The 19,734-nt window shown below is 67.1% G+C and carries 24 protein-coding genes; all 24 read right to left on the reverse strand.

Annotated features, from left to right (window positions below; genetic code table 11):
* On the reverse strand, positions 1–278 hold a 278-nt coding region (locus QZ500_RS03590; RefSeq protein ID WP_295850943.1), incomplete at its 3' end, for a hypothetical protein.
* Positions 275–679: a hypothetical protein gene (locus QZ500_RS03595; RefSeq protein ID WP_295850947.1), complete on the reverse strand. Its 405-nt coding sequence runs from the start codon at positions 677–679 to the stop codon at positions 275–277. The genes QZ500_RS03595 and QZ500_RS03590, both read right to left, overlap by 4 nt.
* A complete protein-coding gene (locus QZ500_RS03600; protein ID WP_295850951.1) occupies positions 679–1,284 on the reverse strand; it encodes a DUF4376 domain-containing protein in 606 nt (201 codons plus the stop codon). Before QZ500_RS03600 ends, QZ500_RS03595 begins: the two co-directional genes overlap by 1 nt.
* Positions 1,281–3,101, reverse strand: a complete 1,821-nt coding sequence (locus QZ500_RS03605) for a hypothetical protein (RefSeq protein WP_295850954.1) — start codon at positions 3,099–3,101, stop codon at positions 1,281–1,283. The genes QZ500_RS03600 and QZ500_RS03605 overlap by 4 nt, the downstream gene beginning before the upstream one ends.
* Before the next feature lies 1 nt (position 3,102).
* Positions 3,103–3,996 carry a hypothetical protein gene (locus QZ500_RS03610; protein WP_295850957.1) on the reverse strand — a complete coding sequence of 298 codons (894 nt, stop codon included), beginning with the start codon at positions 3,994–3,996 and terminating at the stop codon, positions 3,103–3,105.
* A complete protein-coding gene (locus QZ500_RS03615; protein ID WP_295850959.1) occupies positions 3,993–8,210 on the reverse strand; it encodes a hypothetical protein in 4,218 nt (1,405 codons plus the stop codon). Before QZ500_RS03615 ends, QZ500_RS03610 begins: the two co-directional genes overlap by 4 nt.
* A 9-nt stretch (positions 8,211–8,219) precedes the next feature.
* Positions 8,220–8,561 carry a hypothetical protein gene (locus QZ500_RS03620; RefSeq protein ID WP_295850962.1) on the reverse strand — a complete coding sequence of 114 codons (342 nt, stop codon included), beginning with the start codon at positions 8,559–8,561 and terminating at the stop codon, positions 8,220–8,222.
* Positions 8,562–8,653: 92 nt separating this feature from the next.
* The gene (locus tag QZ500_RS03625) at positions 8,654–9,100 is read right to left on the reverse strand and encodes a hypothetical protein (RefSeq protein ID WP_295850964.1); all 447 of its coding nucleotides are present in this window, start codon (positions 9,098–9,100) and stop codon (positions 8,654–8,656) included.
* Positions 9,101–9,240: 140 nt separating this feature from the next.
* On the reverse strand, positions 9,241–9,690 hold the full coding sequence (locus QZ500_RS03630; RefSeq protein ID WP_295850967.1) for a hypothetical protein: 450 nt from the start codon (positions 9,688–9,690) through the stop codon (positions 9,241–9,243).
* A gap of 76 nt (positions 9,691–9,766) precedes the next feature.
* Entirely contained in the window at positions 9,767–9,973 is a 207-nt protein-coding gene (locus tag QZ500_RS03635; RefSeq protein ID WP_295850969.1) for a hypothetical protein, read from the reverse strand.
* 30 nt (positions 9,974–10,003) lie between these two features.
* The gene (locus QZ500_RS03640) at positions 10,004–10,408 is read right to left on the reverse strand and encodes a DUF3168 domain-containing protein (protein WP_295850972.1); all 405 of its coding nucleotides are present in this window, start codon (positions 10,406–10,408) and stop codon (positions 10,004–10,006) included.
* Positions 10,398–10,886, reverse strand: coding sequence for an HK97-gp10 family putative phage morphogenesis protein (locus tag QZ500_RS03645; protein WP_295850975.1), 489 nt, complete (start codon positions 10,884–10,886; stop codon positions 10,398–10,400). The genes QZ500_RS03640 and QZ500_RS03645 overlap by 11 nt, the downstream gene beginning before the upstream one ends.
* A complete protein-coding gene (locus QZ500_RS03650) occupies positions 10,879–11,223 on the reverse strand; it encodes a head-tail adaptor protein (protein WP_295850978.1) in 345 nt (114 codons plus the stop codon). Before QZ500_RS03650 ends, QZ500_RS03645 begins: the two co-directional genes overlap by 8 nt.
* A gap of 1 nt (position 11,224) precedes the next feature.
* Positions 11,225–11,560 (reverse strand): head-tail connector protein, encoded by a 336-nt coding sequence (locus QZ500_RS03655; protein ID WP_295850979.1) that lies wholly within the window; start codon positions 11,558–11,560, stop codon positions 11,225–11,227.
* A 1-nt stretch (position 11,561) separates the two neighbouring features.
* Positions 11,562–11,867 (reverse strand): HeH/LEM domain-containing protein, encoded by a 306-nt coding sequence (locus QZ500_RS03660; protein ID WP_295850981.1) that lies wholly within the window; start codon positions 11,865–11,867, stop codon positions 11,562–11,564.
* 58 nt (positions 11,868–11,925) lie between these two features.
* A complete protein-coding gene (locus tag QZ500_RS03665) occupies positions 11,926–13,116 on the reverse strand; it encodes a phage major capsid protein (protein WP_295850982.1) in 1,191 nt (396 codons plus the stop codon).
* Between the two features lie 9 nt (positions 13,117–13,125).
* Positions 13,126–13,998: a head maturation protease, ClpP-related gene (locus QZ500_RS03670; protein WP_295850985.1), complete on the reverse strand. Its 873-nt coding sequence runs from the start codon at positions 13,996–13,998 to the stop codon at positions 13,126–13,128.
* A gap of 3 nt (positions 13,999–14,001) precedes the next feature.
* Positions 14,002–15,285, reverse strand: a complete 1,284-nt coding sequence (locus tag QZ500_RS03675) for a phage portal protein (RefSeq protein ID WP_295850988.1) — start codon at positions 15,283–15,285, stop codon at positions 14,002–14,004.
* The gene (locus QZ500_RS03680; protein ID WP_295850991.1) at positions 15,282–16,994 is read right to left on the reverse strand and encodes a terminase large subunit; all 1,713 of its coding nucleotides are present in this window, start codon (positions 16,992–16,994) and stop codon (positions 15,282–15,284) included. Before QZ500_RS03680 ends, QZ500_RS03675 begins: the two co-directional genes overlap by 4 nt.
* Complete coding sequence (locus QZ500_RS03685; protein ID WP_295850993.1) at positions 16,994–17,245, reverse strand: hypothetical protein; 252 nt, start codon at positions 17,243–17,245, stop codon at positions 16,994–16,996. Before QZ500_RS03685 ends, QZ500_RS03680 begins: the two co-directional genes overlap by 1 nt.
* A gap of 128 nt (positions 17,246–17,373) precedes the next feature.
* Positions 17,374–17,715, reverse strand: a complete 342-nt coding sequence (locus tag QZ500_RS03690; protein WP_295850996.1) for an HNH endonuclease signature motif containing protein — start codon at positions 17,713–17,715, stop codon at positions 17,374–17,376.
* Positions 17,716–17,903: 188 nt separating this feature from the next.
* Entirely contained in the window at positions 17,904–18,377 is a 474-nt protein-coding gene (locus QZ500_RS03695) for a hypothetical protein (RefSeq protein ID WP_295850998.1), read from the reverse strand.
* 373 nt (positions 18,378–18,750) lie between these two features.
* A complete protein-coding gene (locus tag QZ500_RS03700; protein WP_295850999.1) occupies positions 18,751–19,164 on the reverse strand; it encodes a hypothetical protein in 414 nt (137 codons plus the stop codon).
* A 170-nt stretch (positions 19,165–19,334) separates the two neighbouring features.
* A complete protein-coding gene (locus QZ500_RS03705) occupies positions 19,335–19,586 on the reverse strand; it encodes a hypothetical protein (protein ID WP_295851003.1) in 252 nt (83 codons plus the stop codon).
* Between the last annotated feature and the right edge of the window lie 148 nt (positions 19,587–19,734).

Genomic DNA, 19,734 nt, shown 5'->3' on the forward strand with positions numbered 1-19,734 from the left:
GGCTTGTCCGGTGCGGCCGAGAGCTCACGATCGATGCGGATCACGAGCGCGGTCGCGCCCGACAGGCTCGACAGCAGCACGCTCACCGCGATCAGCGCGGGCGACACCCGCACCGCCAGGTCGAGCGAGCCGCCGGCGGCGGCCGGCGCCGCGATCGCGAGCACCGGCAGCCACAGGAGCGCCAGCAGTAGCCAGAGGGTCGTGCGCAGGTGCGGCGCGGTCAGTTGGGCGCTCGTCGAGGTCGACAGGCGTGCGCGGAGAAAGTCGGACAGGCTCATGCGCAGGCACCTCGGTGGCGGTGGAAGAGATCGGTGAAGGCGATGTGCGCCGAGAAAGCGGCGAGCAGGCCGTAGTGCAGGAGGAGCTCGGTCCAGCCCTCTTCGTCGGCGACCACATAGCAGAGGCTCATCAGGCCGACAGCCATCGCCATGTAGACCAGGTGCCGGCGGCTCATGACCGCGCACAGCGTGACCCGCGCGGGCAGGATGTCGTTGACGAAGATGTCGGCGAGCGCGGCCAGGGCGACGGCCGCCAGCGCGGCCACGCAGATCCAGCCTTCGGAGCCGCTGCGGACGATGATCCGGTGGCCCAGACTGTCGGGCTCGCGCCAGCAGATGTAGATCGACACCAGGACCGACAGCGCGAGCAGCAGGCGGGTATGCCAGTAGCGCGGTCGCATCAGCTAGTCGCCTCTGTGTTGGAGGGCCAGCCGGTGCCGATGTCGTAGGCCTCGGCGACAGCGACCGTCTGCAGGGCCGCAATCGCCTCGTGGTGCTCGCGCTCGCGGCCGTAGCACGCCTGGACGTGCCGGGCCACGGCCGATGCGATGCCGCGCAGCTGCTCCAGCGTAAGCGACAGCCAGCCGCTGGCGGCCTTGAAGTCGAAGGACTCGATCCCGGCCTCGGCCGCGTTGGCGACTACCCGCGTGATCGCGTCCTGATCGCTGCGCGCCGTGTTGATGCGGGCGCCGTTGGGTAGCACGATGCCGCCGGTTTCGACCTCCCACCGGCGGGCCGTGGCGGCCGCAGCGAGCGCGGCCTGCAGCTCGGCCATGCGATCCGGTACCAGCGATGCGTCGACCAGCTGGAAGCCGCCGGCGAGCGTGTGCTTGTACGCGCCTACCGCCCACGGATTCGGCAGCGCGTCCACCTGCCGCAGCATCGCATTGGCCGTTGTGAAGTCCGGCGCCACGATGTCTCGGCCGGTGGCACCGTCGCTCGTGAGCGTGAGGTCATCGCCGGCCATCACCACGACGTTGCCGGCTTTTGCCACGATGATTTTCATGCAAGGTCTCCGATGCTGATCAGGCGGATCGATGCGTAGGCGCCACCCACTCTCTGCAGAAGCACTGCGTAATCCGAGTTGAGCTGGATCAGCCCGAACGACGTGACGTTTTCACCGAGCTTCTTGAATGAAGCCGGCTCGTATCGCGATTCCTTCTTCTGGAACAGAACAATGCCCAGCTCACAGACCAGGGCCATGCACGACTTCAGGTTGACCATGAATCGCCCGCGCACATCCAGTCCCAACGTCGAGACGATGTTGACGTTGCTCATGAGACTGGGCAGGTTATAGGTACGGGCTGCGGTGATGCCGGCCTCGTTCTGGACACTGGCTAACACATCTCCAGTCGCGTCCGCAGCGACTGTGACTTCGTACTGGTAGTTGGTACCGCCAAAGATGGACTGCCCGTTGAAGCCGCCGTTCTGGGGAGCGTTGCCTGGCGTATTGATGAGCCCAATTCGCGAAACATTGGCACCGATGCCAGCGAAGAACGTGACCGATTCGTCGATCCGGGCCATACCGATGTTGGACCATCCATTACCGCCTGGCGAATAGGAAAATCCGGCGCCTATCTGGACGGTCTGCGAGGACGAGGGGATCAGCGCTTGGAATTGGACGGCGGCGCCGGACTGATAGGCCAGCAAGACGAAGCCGGGTTTGACGTAGACGAGATCTGCGACACCTGCAGGGTTCGTTGTGGTTATTTGCGTGACGCCTCCGGTACCAAGCGATCCATCCGCAGCAACGGTGAAGACCCAACCGGCCATGTATTGGCTGCTGCCCCAGGTGACCAAAATGACGCGTGTCGCATCGAGTGCAGCGAGGCCCAGCACGCGCGCGCCGTCGATGGCATTGGTAAAGACCGGGCCGAGCGTGACGCTTGCTCCGTTAAATGTCAGCGATCGGACCTTGAGGTAACTGCCATCGGCTGTGGCAACCACTGCGAGCGTGTTGGTCAGACGGGCAATCTTGGCTGATGTCGCTGCCCCGTAAGAAGACTCGACAGAGAGCGCAGTGCCGATCATCCCCAGAGTTGGCGCGGTGGGCGGCCCGACCAGCGCCTTCCCGTCCAGCCGGTCATAGATGCAGTGCACCACGCCGCCCGCATCGCCCCGGAAGGTCGCCCGATCACCGGGCGCCGTCACGATGTTGGCCAGGCCGGGCAGCTGCAGGGTCGCGCTGTGCGCGAGGGTCAGCGCGCCGTCGAAGATCACGGTCCGCGCGGCTCCAGGTGCGAGCGTGACGGCCGTCACAGCGTTGGTGCCGGTGATGTGGACGAAGTTGCCCGTCGCGGCGTTGAGGTCGAGCGTGGCGGCGCTGGGGATGCTGGCGCCCCGGGCCTCGTTTAGCGCGCCCGTGAGCGTCCCGCCCGCCTTGGTCAGGTAGTCGCCGACCGGCAAGTAGCTCACTGCCCAGGCGGCGCCACTCCAGGCGCGCAGCTGGCCGGTCGGCGTGTTCCAGTAGAGCGCCCCGACTGCCAGCGGCTGACCCGCGTTGTCGGTCGTCGGGTCGGCGTTCTTCGCGCCCAGGTAGCGCGTCGGAAAGTCGCCGACGCTCTGTGCAGCAGCGGTTGCCGAACCGGCCGCGGCAGCCGCCTTCTGGGTCGCGGTGGTGGCCGAGCCTGACGCCTGCCCGGCCAGGGTCTGCACCTCGCCTCCAAGCGCGTTCATCGCGACGATGGCGGCGTTCTCCTGCGTCACCATCGTCGGCAGCGCATCGAGCAGCGCGTCGGCGCGCGGGTCGAAGTTGTCCGGGTCGGCGGAGCTGGGCGGGTTAGGCGGCAGTTCCGTGATGGTCGGAATCGTGGTCAGCGGCATGTCAGAAGCCCTCCAGGTCGATATTCAGGGTGGTCAGGGTGGGGTCCAGGTTCAGCTCCCAGTTCGTCGCGATGCCCAGCACCGCGAGCGCGTCGAAGTACGGATGGCCGGCATCCTCCAGCCCCGTGTACAGGCCGACCCGGGCGCGTTGCGCGCGCAGGGCGATGCGGACCGCGTCCGCTTGGGCGGGGTCGAGAATCGTGTTCTGCGTGGTGCGGGGAATGTCCTTGCGCGGCAGCAGCGTCGCGTCGCCGGCGAAGTTCCGGCTGCTGGTCGAGAAGTCGCGAGAGCCGACACGCGCGCCCTGCTGCGTCACGCCCAGGTCGACCGGCATGCCGAGCACCATCGGGCCGCACTTCACCGGGCCGGACTGCCGTGTCAGCTTGACCGTCACGATCGCATTCGTGGATCGCGGCAGGTTGAGCAGCAGCACGCTGCCGCGGTACTGGATCGGCGACCAGAAGTATTCCGACCAGCGGCGCACGGTCCGCGCACGCAGCGACTCCGAGAAGTTGAACCCGTCCGACGTGGTCACTTCGATGTGGTCGGCCTGCAGGCGCACGATGCCGAGCGCACCGATGCGCCGGCCAGGCTTCAGCACCACCGTCAGCGACCCGGGCGCCTCGGTCTGCACGTTGCTGTCGGTGCGCAGCATCCGCCAGCGGTTCGTCGATCCCACGTCGCCCCACTTCGGCGGGGTCCCGGTCAGCGAGGTCTCGGGCACGTTCCCGGCGTTGCCATCGACCAGGCTCTCGTACACCCGGTGGGTCTGCTGGCGGCGGACCAGCATGCCTTTCGTGTAGGTAGTGCCGGCCGCCCACAGCGCGACCGTTTCGGGGACGGTGCTGGACTGCAGCACCGCGTCGGTGATCTCCAGCGGCGGGATCAGCTTCATTGGGTCACCTCGGTCGTGTCGTTGGCGATGGCCAGGCCGTCCGGCCGCTCGACGCGCTGCAGCACTGCCGCGACCTTGCCGGTCTCGGCCGTCTGTGCCTTCACGTCGCCGCGCAACCCGCCGAACTCGGCCAGCAGCCGCTCGGCCAGCATCTGCATGGCGCCCTGTCCCATGTCGCCGCCGCTCCAAGGGTTGAAGCGCTTCGGCACGATGGCCTCGCCCTCGTGGATGCGCGCGACCATGTCGTAGGGCACGCGGTCGATACCCGTGTCGAAAGCCGGCAGGCCTTGGCTCGCGGCCCAGTTCAGGACCGTCTGCTGCGTCCAGCCCATCGCGGCGGCCAGCTCGGCGCTGTTGACCCCGTTGGCGATCGCGGCGTTGTAGATCGCCGTCTCCTGCGCGAGCGAGCCGTTCGCGTTGCTGGTGTTCGTGTTGATGTAGTCGCGGATCTCCTGCCCGCTGAAACCGCTCGCGCCGACGCTGCCCTTTCCGCCGGCCTGCTTCACGGCGTTTTGCGCCGCGACGGCGGCGGCGATCGAGGCGGCCAGGGTGCGTAGCGCCTCGGGGATGGTCAGCACCGATGCACTGATGCCGTTGAGCGCGTCGAGCTGAGCCTGCGCGGCTGCGAGCTGGGCGTCGAGTGCCCGGATCGACTGGTCGCGGCCGTCCTTCAGCACCAGCAGCTGCTCGCGCGCGGCCTCCAGCGCACGCTGTTCGACGCTGAGCTGTCCGTCGGTCAGCTCAGCCAGCTCGCTGATCGTGGCGGCCTGCCCTGCGAAGTCGCGGGCATAGTCGATGAAACTCTCGTATTGCGCCTGATCGAACTTGGACGCGACGGACAGCGCATTGCCGAGCGCGTCGATGTCCGGCGAGCCACCGGCCCGGGCCTGCGCGAGCGCCTGCGCGATCTGCGCGGACGCATCGGCGCGGCTCATGCCCAGCGTAGCGTCGGTCCAGAAGCCATCGACCACCCCGCGCAGCTTGCTGGCGGCGGCCGATAGCCGGCTGACCGACTCGGCGATGCTGTCGACGCGTGCCTGCGCCGCGGCCTGCGCAATCGCATAGTCCGCCTCGATGCGGGCGCGCTCAGCAGCCACCGCGCGCGAGACCGTCGCCATCGCGGACGAAGCAGTCTGCTGGGCGACCGTCAGGACAGCATTCAGCGACTGCAGGCGCGCAGCGTTAGAAGCGGCCTCGGTGATTGTTGCCGTCGCGTCAGTGGTGGCTGCCGCCGTCTCGCCGAGTGCGTCTGCATATGCGGCGAACTGGCCGGCACCCAGCATCAGCTGCGCGCGCATCTGCCGGCCCGACTCGGTCGTGACGTCCTGCGCCTCGGTGATGCGTTGGTACTCCAGCCGCATCGCCTCGGCCGTCTGCAGCGTGTTGCCGTTGAAGCCGGCGGCGCCGATCAGCGCGAGCACCTGCCGCGCACGATCGTCGGCCTTCTGGCTCTCGGTCACGATCGCGTCGTAGTAGCCCTGCGCCGCCGATCGCGCGTTCTCGATTCCGCCGAACAGGTCGAGGAACTTGTTCGCCGCATCGCCGCTGGCGGCAGTCAGCTCCAACGTGCGCAGGTGCGTCTGCTGGAACAGGTCGTTGACCTGCATGAGGCTGGAGCCAAGGCGCGCCAAGGTCGCGTTGCTGATCTCGCCCTCCTTCGCAAACTGGGCGATGCCGGGCACGATCCGATTCGCCAGGTTGTTCGCGAGCGCAGTGAACTCCAGCCCCAGCGCCTCGGCATACTTCTCGGCCGACAGCCCGCGGGTGCTCACGTCGATCGCCTGCGTGTAGCCGTCGATCGTGTCGCTGACGTAGCCGAGCGCACCGCCGAACTGCCGCGCGCTGGCGTAGATCGAGGTCACGGCATCGCCGATCGCCTTGGTCTGGCCGGCGTCGAGTGCGCTGTACGCGGTGCTGTAGCTCGGGCCCGAGAACAGGGTGCCGCCGCGGCGGGTCTCGGTGTACGCCTGAAGGTCGCCGCCGCCCGCGGTCAGCGTGCCGACGATGCCGCTGTCATTGACCGTCTTGCTGCGGAACAGGCCGAGTGCGTTGGCGACCACCAGAGCGGCGACAGCGTAGGGCCCAAGCGCACCGATGATCTCGCCGGCACCAGCTGCAGCGCTCGCGCCACCGGCGCCCGCCACGTTGGCAGCACCGCTGGCGACGGCGCCGGCCGTGCTGCCGCTGAGGGTCGCGCCGAAGCCCGACGACAGGCCGAAGCCGAAGCTGCTCGCACCGCCGTAGACGGCGCTGCCGGCGCTGTACAAGCTGGCGACGTTACTGGCTGCACCGACGATGCCGCCGGACGACGAACCGCCGGCCGCGGTCAGCGCGGCATTGGCGCCGGTCGCCAGCGCGGTGCCGGTCAACCCGACCACGCCTTGGATCGCGACCTTCAGCACTGTGGTCTTCAGCGTGTTCTTGATGCCGGTCCAGAACGAACTGAAGAACCCGTCGCCCGCCTCGAATGCCCGGAACAGGCTGTCGGTCAGTCCGTTGTAGACCGAGTCCGTCAGCTTCTGCCATTCGGCGATGCCGCTGGTGACCGTGTCACGCAGGCCCATGTTCTGGACCAGCTGCTGGCGGAGGTCGATCTCACGCTGCAGGGCGAGGAAGCCTTCGGACCCGTCGTAGAAGCCGGTCTGCTTCTCCTTCAGCCGCGCGATCGCGACCATCTCGACGGCCTGCGCCATCGACACGTTTGCAGTGGCCGACAGCTTCGCGGCCTTCACCTCGTCCTCGATGTCCTGGATGCGCTGCTTCGCGCTGGCGGTGGCCGCGGCGTAGCCCTCCTCCGTCGAGCGGACGAAGGATGCGACGGCGTCGTCCTCGGCCTTGCGCTGCGCCTGCCGGGCGTCGGCCAGGTCGTGCGCGGCCTTGGTCAGCGCCTTGTCGATGTCGAGCGCCAGGCGGGCGGCGGCGGAGCGCTCCAGCATCGCCTTGATCTGGGCACGCTCGGCGGCGGTCACCGGCACCTTGGCGGCGGCCAGCTCGTTTGCGATCTTGGCGGCGAATCTCTCCTCGTCCGTCAGGGCCCGGCCGGCCTTCAGCTCCTGATCGGCCAGGTCGATGCGCTCGCGGATCTGCTTGGCGGCCTTCTGGAATTCGGTCTCACCGGCGGATGCAGCCTTCTTCGCGGCCTCTTCCTTCGCCTTCTGGGCGGCGAGCAGGTCACGCTGGGCGCCCAGCCCCTTCGCAGCCGCGGCGACGGATGCGTCCGCTTCGGTGTTCCATGCCTTGCTGATCGAGGCCGCCGTCGCCTGCCATCCAGACGTGATGTCGGCCTTCGCCATCGACAGGATGGATTTCGCCTCGGAGAAGTTGCCCGAGAGCGCCGCCTGGATCGCGGCGATGCCGGCGCCGGCGGAGGTGCCCAGCGCCTGGAACACGCCGACCACACCCACGCCCGCCGAATACAGCAGCTTCAGCCCGCTCGCCAGCGCGGCCGCGGTGTTCTTCAGGGCGTCGCCCTGCGTCATCGACTCCAGGAAGGAGCCGGTCAGGTTGGTCAGGGTCGGCAGCAGCTCGGATGCCACGCGGGTGCCCACGCCCGAGACGCCCAGCTGCAGCAGCTCCAGGGTGTCATTGAACTGGCCGGCCTGCGCCGCGGTCGAGTCCTCCAGCACCGTGCCCAGCCGCTCGGACGTGGCGATCAGCTCCTTGATGCCGTCGGAGCCGCTGGAGAGGAGCGGCACCATCTCGGCCCCGCTCTTGCCGAAGATCTCCATCGCCAGCGCGGTCTTGGCCGCACCGTCGGGCAGGTCCTTGAACTGGTCGGCCAGTTCGAACAGCACGGCGGTCGTGCTCTTCATCGTGCCGTCGGTGTTGTGCGCCGAGACGCCCAGCGCCCGGAAAGCGACGTTCCCCTCGCTCATCTCCTTCGACAGCTTGGCGATCGAGGACGCCATCGCGTCGTTTTGCATGCCCGCCTGCCGGTAGGCCAGCTGCAGGCCGGACAGCTCCTTCGCACTGACGCCGACGCGCCCGGACATCTCGTCCAGGGCGTCGGCAGCGTTGATGGCACCCCGAATCCAGCCGGTGAAGGCGCTGACGGAGAGCCCCACGCCCAGCGCAGCCAGGGCGCCCATCGCGAAGCCGGCGGACTTCTTGATGAAGTCCATCGCACCGCCGACGGCTTTCTTCGCCTCGTCCATGTCTTTCTGCAGACGGGCGATGTTGGCCATCAGCTCGATCTCCAACGATCCAGCGAGCATGAGGTGCTTTCAGAGGTGGGTAGACAGGGCCTCGTCGATCTGGCGGTCGATCGAGGGATTGCGCTGGCGGTCGCCGTAGGGAGGCGGCCGGCGCGGGTCGGTGGCGGCGTTGGACTCCGCCAGGTAGTCCTCGGATAGGCGGCGCAGCGCGCGCACCTCCCAAGGCTGCAGCTCCAGGCCGACCAGCTGCTGCCAGGTGGCGATTTCGGAGAAGGTCAGGACGCCCGAGCCCATGCCGGCCGGCAAGGTCGGGCCGATCTCCATCAGCCAGTCGATCAGGTACTGCCCCGCGTCGACGTCCGGGAGGAGCGGCTGGATGCCGTCCTTGACCATCTGCGCGCGCCGTGTCACCGGCGGCGGCGGGATGGTCTTGGCCTTGGGATCGGGCGCCCGGTCATCCTTCGGCGCCGCGTTCAGCCAGGCGTTCTGGCGAACCCGCAGACTCAGCTGGGCGAGGAGACCTTCTTGAAGTTTCCCCGGTCACCCAGGAACTTGTCGGCGTCGTCGGCGATGTGGCCGAGTTCGGGGTCGCTGTAGAGCTTCTTGAAAGCGTCGTGCCCGGTCTCGCCGTCGAGGTCTGCGCCGTTGATCGAGATGGTGCAGGCGGCCAGCAGCTCGGCACGCTCGGCGGCCTTCTCCTCGGCGGACTGCTTGTCCGCGGCCTTGCCCTGCATCCGGGCCATCACCCGCTCGTTATTGCGCTGGTCGGCGGCATGCTTCGCGCGCTGGTAGACCCGGGAACCCGGGCTGTGCATGGTGATGGTCAGCGGCGTCTCGCCGTCCTCGGCGAACTGCGGCACGCCGGCAGCGTCGCGGATCGGCATGGTGCCTGTGGCGGCGATGGCGAAGATCCGGAGGTTGATCGGAGCCTTGGTGGTGGGCTTAGTCATGGTGAGTGGCTTTCGCAGGAGGGAGGGAAATGCCCGTGCCCCAGCCGCCGCGCTCCTGCGAGAGAGCGACAGCGGCCGGGGTCGGTGCGGGGGTCGGGCGGTGCCCGGGGTTGGGTGCGGCGCCGCGGTGACGCCGGGGATCAGGCGGCAGGCGCGTCGATCGTCTCGGTCTGGCGCAGCAGGGTCATCGCGCCGACCACCTTGTCGTCGACGCCGCCGATGTTCTCCATGAACTGCGACACCTGCGCGGTGAAGTAGCGCTTCTTGCCGTCCTGCTTGGTCACGCAGAAGGCATAGACCGCATTCGACTTGCTGGCGGTCTCGACCAGGATCTGGCCGGCGTCGGCGTCATCCCAGGCCATTTCAACCGTGGTGTCCGGCAGCGTGAAGCTGGACTTACGCTGCGACTGCTGCGCAGAGGCGAGCGGCGCATGGGTGGCGGTGTTGTACTGCCGGCCCTTCACGCTCGAGATGTTGGTCACCTCGCCGATCAGGGTGAAGGTCAGGGCTGCGAATGCAGCGGCGGTCTGCGACGCGGGGAGCGCTGCGGAGATGGCGATGCTGGTGCCAGCGGCGGTTTGCCAGGTCATGGTCGGTTACCTCGAAAACAGGGCGACGGAAACGAAAAAGCCGCCCGAAGGCGGCCGGCTGCGGGGCGCGGTGGTGTCAGGCGACGGGTGCGTCGGCCTCGCCGGCGGCGATCTCTTTCGCGTCCGCCTTGGTCGCGGTGCGGGCGTAGCCGCCGTCGACCAAGAACTTCGCGCGGTCGGCGTCGGCTACATCGAACAGGTGGCCGGTGTCGAAGGTGCCTTCCGGCGCGATGAAGGCGTGCAGGGCGACCAGCTGGGCGCCGGGCGTGGTTGGCTTGGGCATGAGAACTCCTTGCGGGTGGTGGGGAAAGGGTCAGACCGCCTCGCGCCACTGCACGAAGAAGTCGATCGGCTGGGTGTAGATCCGGTCCGGCTCGCTGTCGATGTCCGGCCCGACAGTGTCGCGGCGCACGTTGAGCACCAGGGCGCCGGCATAGGTGCCGCGCTTGCCGTTGCACGCCTTGCGCACCAGCGTCAGCAGGTCTTTCTTCGCCGCATAGCTGCCGGCGGCGACGGTGACCTGCATCCGGCTGGTGACCAGGCGCCAGGGAGAGCCGGCCAGCGGGGTCTGCTCGACGCTGCTGACGTGGCCGTAAGCGATGGCGGGGAGTGCCGTCGCCTGCGGGATCACGCCAGGCACGATCCGCGCGGCAGGCACCACGGCCAGCAGCGCGGCGTCGGCGCAGAGCAGCGCGTATGTGATTTCCTCAGCCGTCATCTGCTTCGACCTCCACGTCGGCGGCGGCGCTCAGACCGGCCTTGGTCAGGCGCTTCTTGATCTGCTGGGCAGCAGCCAGCACCGCAGCTTCCTTCTGTCCGTCGAGCGCCGGCCGCAGAAATGGCCGTGCACCGCCGCCGGGGTGCTCGACCTTCTCGGTGACCACGCCACCGAAGCCGAGCGCGCTGCGCACCTCGGGAACGATCTCGTGTGCCGCGGTGCCGTACTCCACGAACTTGGCGTAGAAAAGCCGCGTGGTCACCGCTGCTCGGGCAGTGCCGCCCTTGCCGCTGGTGGTGATCCGCAGGCTGTCGCGCAGCTTTCCGCTGCGGACCGGAACGCCTGCCTTCGCAGCAGCCAGCACCGGCTTGGCACCCGCGCGAAGCGCAGATCGAAGAATGTTCTTCTCGACCTTCGCCGGCAGCGTGTCCAGCATCGCCTGCAGTTCGGATAGGCCCTTGATGCGCGTCTCAGCCATGACGGGACACCTCCTGCGCGACGAACTCCAGCCCCTCGCGGTGACCCAGTTCTGCCGGGCCAGCGACGATGTCGAGCACGCGCGGAATGGTGCCGAGCACCACGATACGCATATCCGATGTCAGGCCGGCCCGGTAGCTCATGCGCACGCGAGCGGGTCGCAGCGCCACCTCGACGCCATCGGGCGCCGACTCGGCCTTGCTGGGGAGCACGTCCTGCACCTCGGCCCAGACGGTGCACACCTCGACCCAGGCCGGGGCGCCGCCGCCGAAGCGCGGATCGTGCACGGTCTCGTTGCGCTCGAAGCGCACACGGCGGTTTCGCTTGCCGGCGCGCATCTCACACCCCGAGGCCGACGCGATGCGGCCACAGCAGAGACTTCGAGCCCATCGGGATCTCGGTCACCGCCGCCCCGGATACGGTGTCCTCTCGGTTGGCGTTCAGGTGGGCGAAGATCAGCAGGATCGCGGCCTTGATCAGGTCGTTGACCAGCATCGGATTCTTTCCTGCACTGCCGTCGAGTACGGCAGCAGCCATCGCCTGAGCGTCGGGGTACACACGCCGGTTCAGGAACTGCTGCGCGTATTCAGTCGCGGCGCCGAGCTTGATGGCGTCGATCGGATAGTCGGCCTCCTCGCGCAGATGAGTCCGCGCCTCGTCGGGGGTCACCAACATGTCAGGCTCCTTTCGGCGTCAACAGCGCCAGCAGGTCGGCCTTCGACGCGCTCGACTTGTACGGGATGCCCTTGCCGTCAAGCGCTGCGCGCAGTGCGGGGACGGTCAGCGTGGTCGGATCGACCGCAGGGGCCGGCGCCGGTGCCGGTGCTGGGGACGGTTGAGCCACGGCAGCACGGGCAACCGGTGCGCCCTCCTCGTTAACCTGCACCGCGGCGCCGGCGTCGATCAGCTGCTGGCCGCGGCTGCTGTCCATCTGCACCACGGTGCCCGCGCGCGGATCGCTGGGCAGAAACTGGATACGCATGACGTTCTCCCAATGAGAAAGGCCCGGCGAACCGGGCCCTTCAGATGGCGGCAATGGATCAGGCGACGTTGCCGAAGTCGCCGTAAATGAAGGCCTCGGGGCGGTAGACCGCCAGGGCCAGCCGCTCTTCGGCCAGGATCGTCACCAGGTTCTTCTCGAAGTCGGTGCCGTTCTCGGTGGCGACTTCGACACGGGCCAACCAGCGGTCGAACACCTGCGCGCCCAGGCGGAAGGCGCCGGTCAGGAACTTGTCCACCGCGATGGCTTGCGTCTCCACCACCGGCAGATTCCACAACGTGGCGCCGATGGAGCCTTGCGGGTTGCCGATGATGTAGCGGCCGGTCGAGTCCTTCAGCAGCTCGATGCGTGCCCAGTCGATCGGGTTCATCACGATGCCGGTAGCCGGGTATTCGGCGAGGAACGCCTGCAGCATCGCCAGACGGATGCTGTCGATGTTGGTCTCGGTGCCGGCCGGGTCGAACGGCGCAACGAAGGGCGAAGCCTGCGGGATGATGCCGAGCAGGTTCTGGCCGGTGCCGTCGCCGTTGAGCAGCTGCTGCTCTTCCTTGAAGGCCAGGCCGTAGCGCAGGCGGCCGTCGATCATGCTCGCGAGCTGGGGCGCATCGCTGAGGATCTGGCGCGAAGCCTTCACGAAATGCGCGATGACATTCGCCGTCGTGCTGATCGCGTCGTACTTGATGGTGGATTCCGGCTTCTGCGCACCTTCGGCCACCGGAGCGGCGTTGTTGGTGAAACCGGTCTCCTTCACGTACTCGAGCGTGTTACCGCCCATCGTGCCCGGGGTGATCAGGTCGCGGACGGTCATGCGGCGCTGCGGCAGCGTCAGCACGCCAGGCAGGCGAGTGCGTTCCACCAGGTCGCCTGCCGAGCCGTCGGCGTCGGTCGTGAGCGTGGTGATGGCCGCATGGATCGGCATGTCGACGCGTCCGCGCGGGGTGGTCTGGCCCAGGAAGGACTTCACGCCTTCGGTCGCGATGAACTGCTGGCCGAGCGACAAGTGCTGCACGTCGCCGCCGGCGCCGTTGGCCTCGAGCTTGGCCAGGGCCTGCTCAGTGTGCTGCAGGCTCGCCTGGAGCGCGCCGTGCTTGCTCAGCAGGTCGTCGACCGTCGCCTTGGTCTCGGCGTTGAGCTCCGCGTTTCGGTCGAAACGCTCACCTTGAGCCTTGAGCTGGTCGCTCACGCGCGTCAGGCTGGCGTTGATGGTCTGGATGTCTTGATCGAGAGGCATGGTGTGCTTTCAGGAATGGATGCAGGTGAGGGATGCGGCCAGAGCCGCAGCGGTGCTGAGAGAGTCGGGCGCGGGCCCTCCTCGTTCGGTGGGATCGCCCTCACCGCCGCCAGCGGGATCGCCCGCGCTGGACTTGAATTCGCTGATCAGGCGCATGGCCTCCGACTTCGGCATGCCGCTGGAACGCAGCGCAGCCTCGAGCCGGCGCGCAGCGTGGGCCTGCGCCTTGGCGTCGCCTTGGCCGACTTGGTCGGATGGCAGCAACTCGTCCGCGAAGCCCTGTTCGATGGCGGCATTGCCTCCGATCCAGGACTCGGCGTCCATGAGCTTGGCGATCGACTTCGGATCGGCGCCAGTGCGCGCCACGTAGATGTCGCCCATCGCAGCGTCGAAAGGCTCCAGCCAGTCGGCAGTCGCCCGCAGATCGTTCCGGTTGCCGGCGGCGATCACCCAGCTGTTGTGCACCATGAAGAAGGCCGCGCGAGCGATCTGCACGTTGTCTCCAGCCATCGCGATGATCGACGCGGCGGATGCCGCCATTCCGAGTACCTTCACCGTGACGTCGCCCTTGTGCTCGCGCAGAAGGTTGTAGATGGCGAGCCCCTCGAAGAGATCGCCACCCGGGCTGTTGATGTTGACCGTCACCGGCCCCGGGCCCAGCGTGCGCAGCGCGGCCGCGATGCGGCGGGCCGTGACGCCGTCGCCGGTGTAGTAGTCGTAGCCGATCACGTCGTAGACGCTGATACTCCGGTCCTGCTCGTCCTCAGCCAACGCGGCACGGGTACCCGGATTCCACCGCTCGAAGGCGCGCGGCAGGATCTCGCTGCGCACGCTGGCGCCCGGCCGGCCCATCGGGGCCACCGGCAGATTCTTCATGCTCATGGGTCAGTCCTTGGTGTCTTCCGAAATGCCGAGCAGCGCACGGAGCGCCGCGCGGGCTTGGGTGGCGTCGGTGTCGCCACCGATGCGGTCGAGCAGCGTCATCGCCGACTGCACCGTCAGCACAGCGGCATTGCCGCCGAGCGGCTCCCGGTCCTCCAGCTCGCGCACCTCGTCGCGGGTCAGGATTCCGTTGTTGACCATCACCGAATAGAACGCGGCACGGCCGGCACTGTCTGCGCGCAACAGGCCCTCGACGGCGAACTTCGCGTAATAGCGGGACCGCTCGGCCGGCGTCAGAAGGTCTTTCGCGATGGCCTGCTCGATCCGGCGCAGCCAGGGCGCCAGCGTGAACGTCAGGAACCCAAGCATCTGCTGCTCAATGCCGGTGCCGTAGTTGCTGGTGCCATCCTTGTGGCCGACCATCCAGGGCGGCACGCGGAACCAGCGACAGATCGCCTCGACCGAGAAAGATCGCGACTCCAGCAGCTGGGCGTCAGCCGGGTTGATGCCGAGCGAAGAAACGTCGGTTCCGCCCTCCAGCAGCGGCGCCTCCTCCCGCTCGATCGAGCCGGCTAGGTTGGTATTGAAGTCCTTGCGCTGCTCGGGAGTCAGGAACTGCGTCACCTTGTAGTACACAGTCTGCAGCAGCCCATTCTTGAACGTGCGGGCCGCGGCCTTCTCCGCGGCGATCGCGCCGCCGAAGACCTTGGCGCCGTAGCTGATCACAGACACGCCATTGACGCCGTCGAGCGTGAAGCCCGGAACCGTCCAGATGCGATCGGCCGGGATCTCGCGCTGCGATCCGTTCGGCATCCGGTAGTGGAAGCGCCGCCGGCCTGTCGCATCGCGCGTAACGCTCAACCGGTCAGGGTCGAGGAACGCCAGGCCGACCAGCTTGGTGCCGACGTAGAGCTTTTCCGCCCGGCCGGCACCACGCAGCAGCATCGCCGCGACGATGGCCTCCCAGAAGACTGACGCCGTCGAATCGACGTTCGGCTGATCGTGGATCACGAAGTGCAGCGAGTGCATCGTGGCCGGGCGCTTGCCGGCTGGGGTGCGCTCGTAGAGCGACAGCGGCAGTGTGGCGATCGTCTCGGAGATCAGGCGGACGCAGCTCCAGACCGCGTCCAGTTGCATCACGGCGCCGACGGTCACGCCTGCACCGTAGTCGATTCCCGAAGCCGCGGCGGCCAGGTCGGCGTCGCGGGTGGTAAAGGAGCGCACCCATCCGTCGATCGCAGCCCGCACGCGCGACAGGAAGCCTATGCGTGGTGGTCGTAGTTTCATCGTCGCCCCAACTTGGCAGGGTTGCTGAGCCAGCTATTCATCGAGCCCTTGCTTTCGGGGTTCAGCGACATCAGCGTCACTGCGTTGAAGAGAGCCATCAGCGGGTCGATCTTGGCGAACCCTGCAGCTTGCTTGGTGATCATCACGGCGTTGCCTCGTGGCTCCACCTTCGCATTGCCGACGCACCAGGCCATCAGCGGCTGACCGCCGTGCTCCAGCTCGCCCTCGGCCAGCTTGCGCTCTGTCGTCTTGATAGCGCCGGTCAGCTTGTAGCCTTGGCTGATCCCGGTCACCTTCTCGGTCGGCACTTCGGCATCGGTCAGCGCGTCGATGATCGAGCCGACGCCGGCCGGATCGAGACCCACCATGTCGAGCAGGCCCGAGTCTTCGCACTGGCGCACCAGGGCAGCGAACTGCGTGACGTCTTTCCCGATGCTGTCCACCAGCACCAAGTCGCCGTCCTTGGCGAAGTCGCGAAACCGGGCGGCCTCGCTTTTGCGACGCTCGAGCACCGACGGATGCGCCCAGGCGCGCGTCCAGGCCAGCCAGCGGCGCGTAACCTTGTCACGACCCACCACGGCCAAGCCGAGTAAGTCATCGAGTCCGCCGCCGTCGCCGCCGACGGTCACCACTTCGGACCGCTCCAGCAGCTGGGCCAGGGTCATGTCGGGTTGTCGCGCAGCCGGCAGCCAGAAGTCTGCGCCAGCCCACCGGTCGGACCGGAGATTGAGACCGACTTCCACGTCGCCGTACTTGGCCAGAAAGCCTTTCAGCGATGCCTCGCCCTCCTGCTCGGCCTTTAGGTACTCCCGCTCCAGATAGGCGCGGTCGACCGAGAAGCCGAGATTCGGATTCACCATCGGCAGGTTTTCCAGCAGCCGGGCTGCGCCGCTCGCCACCATGTCGGGCGGATGCTCGAACAGGACCGGCAGGAACTGCGGATCGTGGATCTTGCCGTCGCGCACGTCGCGCGCGTACTGCAGCTTTTCCTTGAACACCCCGGACGGCGGCTCGTCGCTCTGCGTCGTGATGTAGATCACGAATCCCTCGGGGCGCGAGGCCAGGCCGCCGGTCGCTTCGCGCAGCATGTCCTTCGCCTTGGCGTTCTTCCCGAAAAGCCATAGCTCTTCGATCAGCACGCCAACCGACTTCTTGCCCGCTGCCGTGTTCGCATCGGCTGCGATCACCTTCAGCGTGGCATTCATCTCGAGGTGCGTGAGCGTCTTTAGGTGCGTCTGCACCTGCACCAGGTCTGCCAGCTCGCTATGCGGCTCGCCGTCCTCGTCCTCCTCCTCGTGGAGGACCATGTCCTTCGCCGGGGCAAAGCTGTTGTTGGCGACTTCCAGAGTCGGCGCCAGGATCGTGAACTCTGCCGAGCGCCGCCAGTTGCGGATCAGCATCGTCAGCATGATCGAGGCGGCCAGCCCCGACTTGAAGTTCTTTTTCGGCAGCATCACGAACCATTCCGTGATCAACCGCCGACCGCTGTCGGCGTCGTAGGCGCCGAAGATCGAGGCGGCCAGGTCGAAGACCCACTGGCCGCAAGCCTCGCCGATGCGCGGGCTGCCGGGTGCGTCCACGATGCGCAGTTCGCGCATGACGGACAGGCCGGCCTCGGCCTCCTCGGGAAAGATCGGGGCCGGGATGATGGACTGGCCCGCGCGCAGCCGATCCGCCCAGTCCGGGCAGGCTGTCGTCCATTCGGGCATCAGATCCTATTACCGCCGGCAGCCGCCAGCCTCGCCGGTGGTGCCGACGATGCGAACTTGCCAGCGCCCGCGGCCGTCTTCGCAGCTGCCCGCGCCTGCACCTTCTTGCCGCCGTTCTCTGCGCGGCGGACTTGGGCGGACAGCAACGCCTTGGCAGCATCGACGCGCAGCTTCGCCTCGGTGCCGCTGTCGTTCATGACGGCGCGCAGGAACTTGTCCGGCTCGTCGTAGACCGCACTCAGCGGCAGCATCACGGGCTCATTCTTCGGACGGCCGGCGCCTGGACGGGCACCGCCGCTGCGTCCTTTGACTCCGGCCATTTGAAATCCTTTTGAAAGGGGAAAAATTCTCTACGTGGGGAGGCTTTGGGTTTCCAGTTTCACAGCCCCGGTGAGTTTCGACCCACCCCTCCCGCCCGTCGCCCGGCCTCCTCGGCCGTCTTGACCGCGTGGCATTCGAGGCATCGCGGCTTCAGGTTCGCGTCATCGTTCGATCCGCCTTGCTCCAGCGGCACGTCGTGGTCGATGTGGTCACGGCTCGGCGTCCATACCAGCCCGCAGTCCACGCAGCGGTATCCGTGAGCCAGTGCGATGCGCTCCCGTGTCACTGCCCAGCGGCGACCGCTTGGCCGGTCGGTGGTCCCGGCCTTCTGCTGCAGGGTTGCCAGTCGGGTCGGGTCGATGGGTGACAGGCGGGTATTGAGGGTGCGGAGCGAGGACATCAGCTGAGCCGGACACGCACTGCGCGCTCGGCTATGCGGCGGACAGGGGCTTCGCTGGGTGTGCGGCTGGTGAAGCGGGCGTCAGTGACCTGCAACGCGATGCTCGAGCTGGTGGATGTCCACGCCATGGCTTCTCCATTGAAAAAGCCGCCCGAAAGGCGGCCCCAAGATTTCTAGCACCGATGTGCCTACCGCTGATAGGTGGCCGTGGTCTCTGCGTGGTGGCGGATGAGCGCGGTGACGATCTGCCCCTTGATAGAGCGCGCGGTCTTCGTGCCGTAATTCCCGTAGGTATCAGAAGGCAGCTCATTGCCCTTCAAATCTAACCAACCATCGTGGGGATGCAACAGCACCGTCCCATACTTGGTCCGCTCTTTGGGGGAATCCAACTGACTTTCAGACCAGATCAGCACCGCGCCGATAACCTGCTCGTCCATAAAGGTGAAGCCGAGCGAAAGCTGGACGTCGCCGAGAGGGGTTGTCAGGGTTGCGGTAGGGTCGCCGTTCTCTTCCTTCGCCGCGGCAATGGAGAACTGCAGTCCTGAAACCTCGGACTTTTGCATCAGTTCGAGGAACTCGGCATAGATTCTTCGCGCATTTTTCACCCTATCGGACAGATCGGCCACACCGCGAAAATATTCTGGCGATTGCTCACTGGACATCGGATCTCCTTACGTACCACCATGGCACGCGCAAACATTGTGTGCTGGGACTCGACGGGCGATGCCCTCCGGCATCCAGAACTTCGGCTGTTCCTGCACGTCCTTCCGTGCTGCCGCTTCGATGATGGCCCTCGTCTTTCCGAGGCGTCAGGCGTCTGCCGGTGACGGTTCCCGCGGCCGTTGCAGGCGTGCACACCTGCTCGGGTCCGTCAGCTGCCCTGCCCTCGCGCGCCGCGTGCCATGCGGCGGTCCGGTTGGTAAGAGCAAAAACTAAAAAACCCGCCGGCATTGCTGCGAGGCGGGCTTCTTTCGGAGACGCTGCGGCTAGCCAGTCGGCTGCCGCAACACCAATCCAGTGATCAGGTAGCTGGGATTATGCACAGTGTGCGGACTTTAGCAAGCGCTCATGCTGCGTCCAGAACATCCGCAGCCCGTCCATGTGCAACTCGCGGCAGACCCGTGCCGGGATTCGGGCAATGCGCAGCTGCGCCTCGGCCGGTAAGCGCTTGGGTACGTAGAGAATCTGCAGCACCTGCCGCGGATGGAATGCCACGTTGATCAGTGCCCGGTGGGCGCGCATCGCCGGCGTAGTCGACAGCAGCAGCTCCCGTGGCTCGCGGTCCTCATTGCTCGGCGGCGCTTGGTACTTGCCCTCCGCGCTGGCGCACCGGTTGTAGCGGTAGCGATCCATCGCCCACCGACCGTAGCGGAAGAGCAGATCGTCGGCGTCCCTCATGTCCGCGGGGATCAGTGCGCGGAAGTCTTCACGTTGTTTCATCGCCAGCATGGGTCACTCCTCTCGATGGCCTGCTGCCTGGCATACCGGGCTCAGCAGGTGATTGATTCGGCTGCGCTCCTTGGCCACCAGCTGCTCGACAGTGAGTCGTGCCTGCCGGCCGGCTTGGCGCTCGACCAGGTCCAGCCGCCGATCGCATTCGTCCGGGTCCAGCCCTGCGATCAGTCGAACGTCGCATTCGGCGCAGTCGTCTGCATAGGCGCCATGTCCGGCGTCGAACTGGGCGGCATCGCACTCCTTGCAGCCGCTTCCGCCCGCATCGCCTCCGTCAGCAACTGCGGCAGGTCGTGCAGCACACCCTCCGAATCGCTCGCGTACCTGTTCGCCGCCCACCAGGCGTAGTGCTTGTCCAGCCGTGCCAGCCGGATGCAGTGAGCCAGCATCTCGGCCCGGTGTTTCTCGTAGAAGTCCATTCATCGCTATCCCCTGTTTCCTACTCAAACCGACCTATCTCTCTATCAGGCAAGGTCGAAGACCCCGGTGGACTGCGCATACCACCCCTACCCATGGGGCGGTCCTATGGGAGAGTGGTCTGCGCAGCAGGCAGTGGCCGTGAGCCCC

It is taken from the genome of uncultured Xylophilus sp., from assembly GCA_913776965.1.
GTDB lineage: Bacteria > Pseudomonadota > Gammaproteobacteria > Burkholderiales > Burkholderiaceae_C > Xylophilus.

Bases quoted from the DNA above. Each gene is read 5' to 3' on its own strand.
- QZ500_RS03680 (WP_295850991.1), bottom strand. From the start codon at position 16,994: ATGCCCGAATGGACGACAGCCTGCCCGGACTGGGCGGATCGGCTGCGC.
- QZ500_RS03705 (WP_295851003.1), bottom strand. From the start codon at position 19,586: ATGGACTTCTACGAGAAACACCGGGCCGAGATGCTGGCTCACTGCATC.
- QZ500_RS03650 (WP_295850978.1), bottom strand. From the start codon at position 11,223: ATGCGCGCCGGCAAGCGAAACCGCCGTGTGCGCTTCGAGCGCAACGAG.
- QZ500_RS03605 (WP_295850954.1), bottom strand. From the start codon at position 3,101: ATGCCGCTGACCACGATTCCGACCATCACGGAACTGCCGCCTAACCCG.
- QZ500_RS03675 (WP_295850988.1), bottom strand. From the start codon at position 15,285: ATGAAACTACGACCACCACGCATAGGCTTCCTGTCGCGCGTGCGGGCT.
- QZ500_RS03595 (WP_295850947.1), bottom strand. From the start codon at position 679: ATGCGACCGCGCTACTGGCATACCCGCCTGCTGCTCGCGCTGTCGGTC.
- QZ500_RS03640 (WP_295850972.1), bottom strand. From the start codon at position 10,408: ATGACGGCTGAGGAAATCACATACGCGCTGCTCTGCGCCGACGCCGCG.
- QZ500_RS03665 (WP_295850982.1), bottom strand. From the start codon at position 13,116: ATGCCTCTCGATCAAGACATCCAGACCATCAACGCCAGCCTGACGCGC.
- QZ500_RS03615 (WP_295850959.1), bottom strand. From the start codon at position 8,210: ATGCTCGCTGGATCGTTGGAGATCGAGCTGATGGCCAACATCGCCCGT.
- QZ500_RS03690 (WP_295850996.1), bottom strand. From the start codon at position 17,715: ATGTCCTCGCTCCGCACCCTCAATACCCGCCTGTCACCCATCGACCCG.
- QZ500_RS03700 (WP_295850999.1), bottom strand. From the start codon at position 19,164: ATGCTGGCGATGAAACAACGTGAAGACTTCCGCGCACTGATCCCCGCG.
- QZ500_RS03610 (WP_295850957.1), bottom strand. From the start codon at position 3,996: ATGAAGCTGATCCCGCCGCTGGAGATCACCGACGCGGTGCTGCAGTCC.
- QZ500_RS03695 (WP_295850998.1), bottom strand. From the start codon at position 18,377: ATGTCCAGTGAGCAATCGCCAGAATATTTTCGCGGTGTGGCCGATCTG.
- QZ500_RS03655 (WP_295850979.1), bottom strand. From the start codon at position 11,560: ATGTTGGTGACCCCCGACGAGGCGCGGACTCATCTGCGCGAGGAGGCC.
- QZ500_RS03645 (WP_295850975.1), bottom strand. From the start codon at position 10,886: ATGGCTGAGACGCGCATCAAGGGCCTATCCGAACTGCAGGCGATGCTG.
- QZ500_RS03625 (WP_295850964.1), bottom strand. From the start codon at position 9,100: ATGACTAAGCCCACCACCAAGGCTCCGATCAACCTCCGGATCTTCGCC.
- QZ500_RS03685 (WP_295850993.1), bottom strand. From the start codon at position 17,245: ATGCTGCCGCTGAGTGCGGTCTACGACGAGCCGGACAAGTTCCTGCGC.
- QZ500_RS03670 (WP_295850985.1), bottom strand. From the start codon at position 13,998: ATGAGCATGAAGAATCTGCCGGTGGCCCCGATGGGCCGGCCGGGCGCC.
- QZ500_RS03630 (WP_295850967.1), bottom strand. From the start codon at position 9,690: ATGACCTGGCAAACCGCCGCTGGCACCAGCATCGCCATCTCCGCAGCG.
- QZ500_RS03600 (WP_295850951.1), bottom strand. From the start codon at position 1,284: ATGAAAATCATCGTGGCAAAAGCCGGCAACGTCGTGGTGATGGCCGGC.
- QZ500_RS03660 (WP_295850981.1), bottom strand. From the start codon at position 11,867: ATGCGTATCCAGTTTCTGCCCAGCGATCCGCGCGCGGGCACCGTGGTG.
- QZ500_RS03635 (WP_295850969.1), bottom strand. From the start codon at position 9,973: ATGCCCAAGCCAACCACGCCCGGCGCCCAGCTGGTCGCCCTGCACGCC.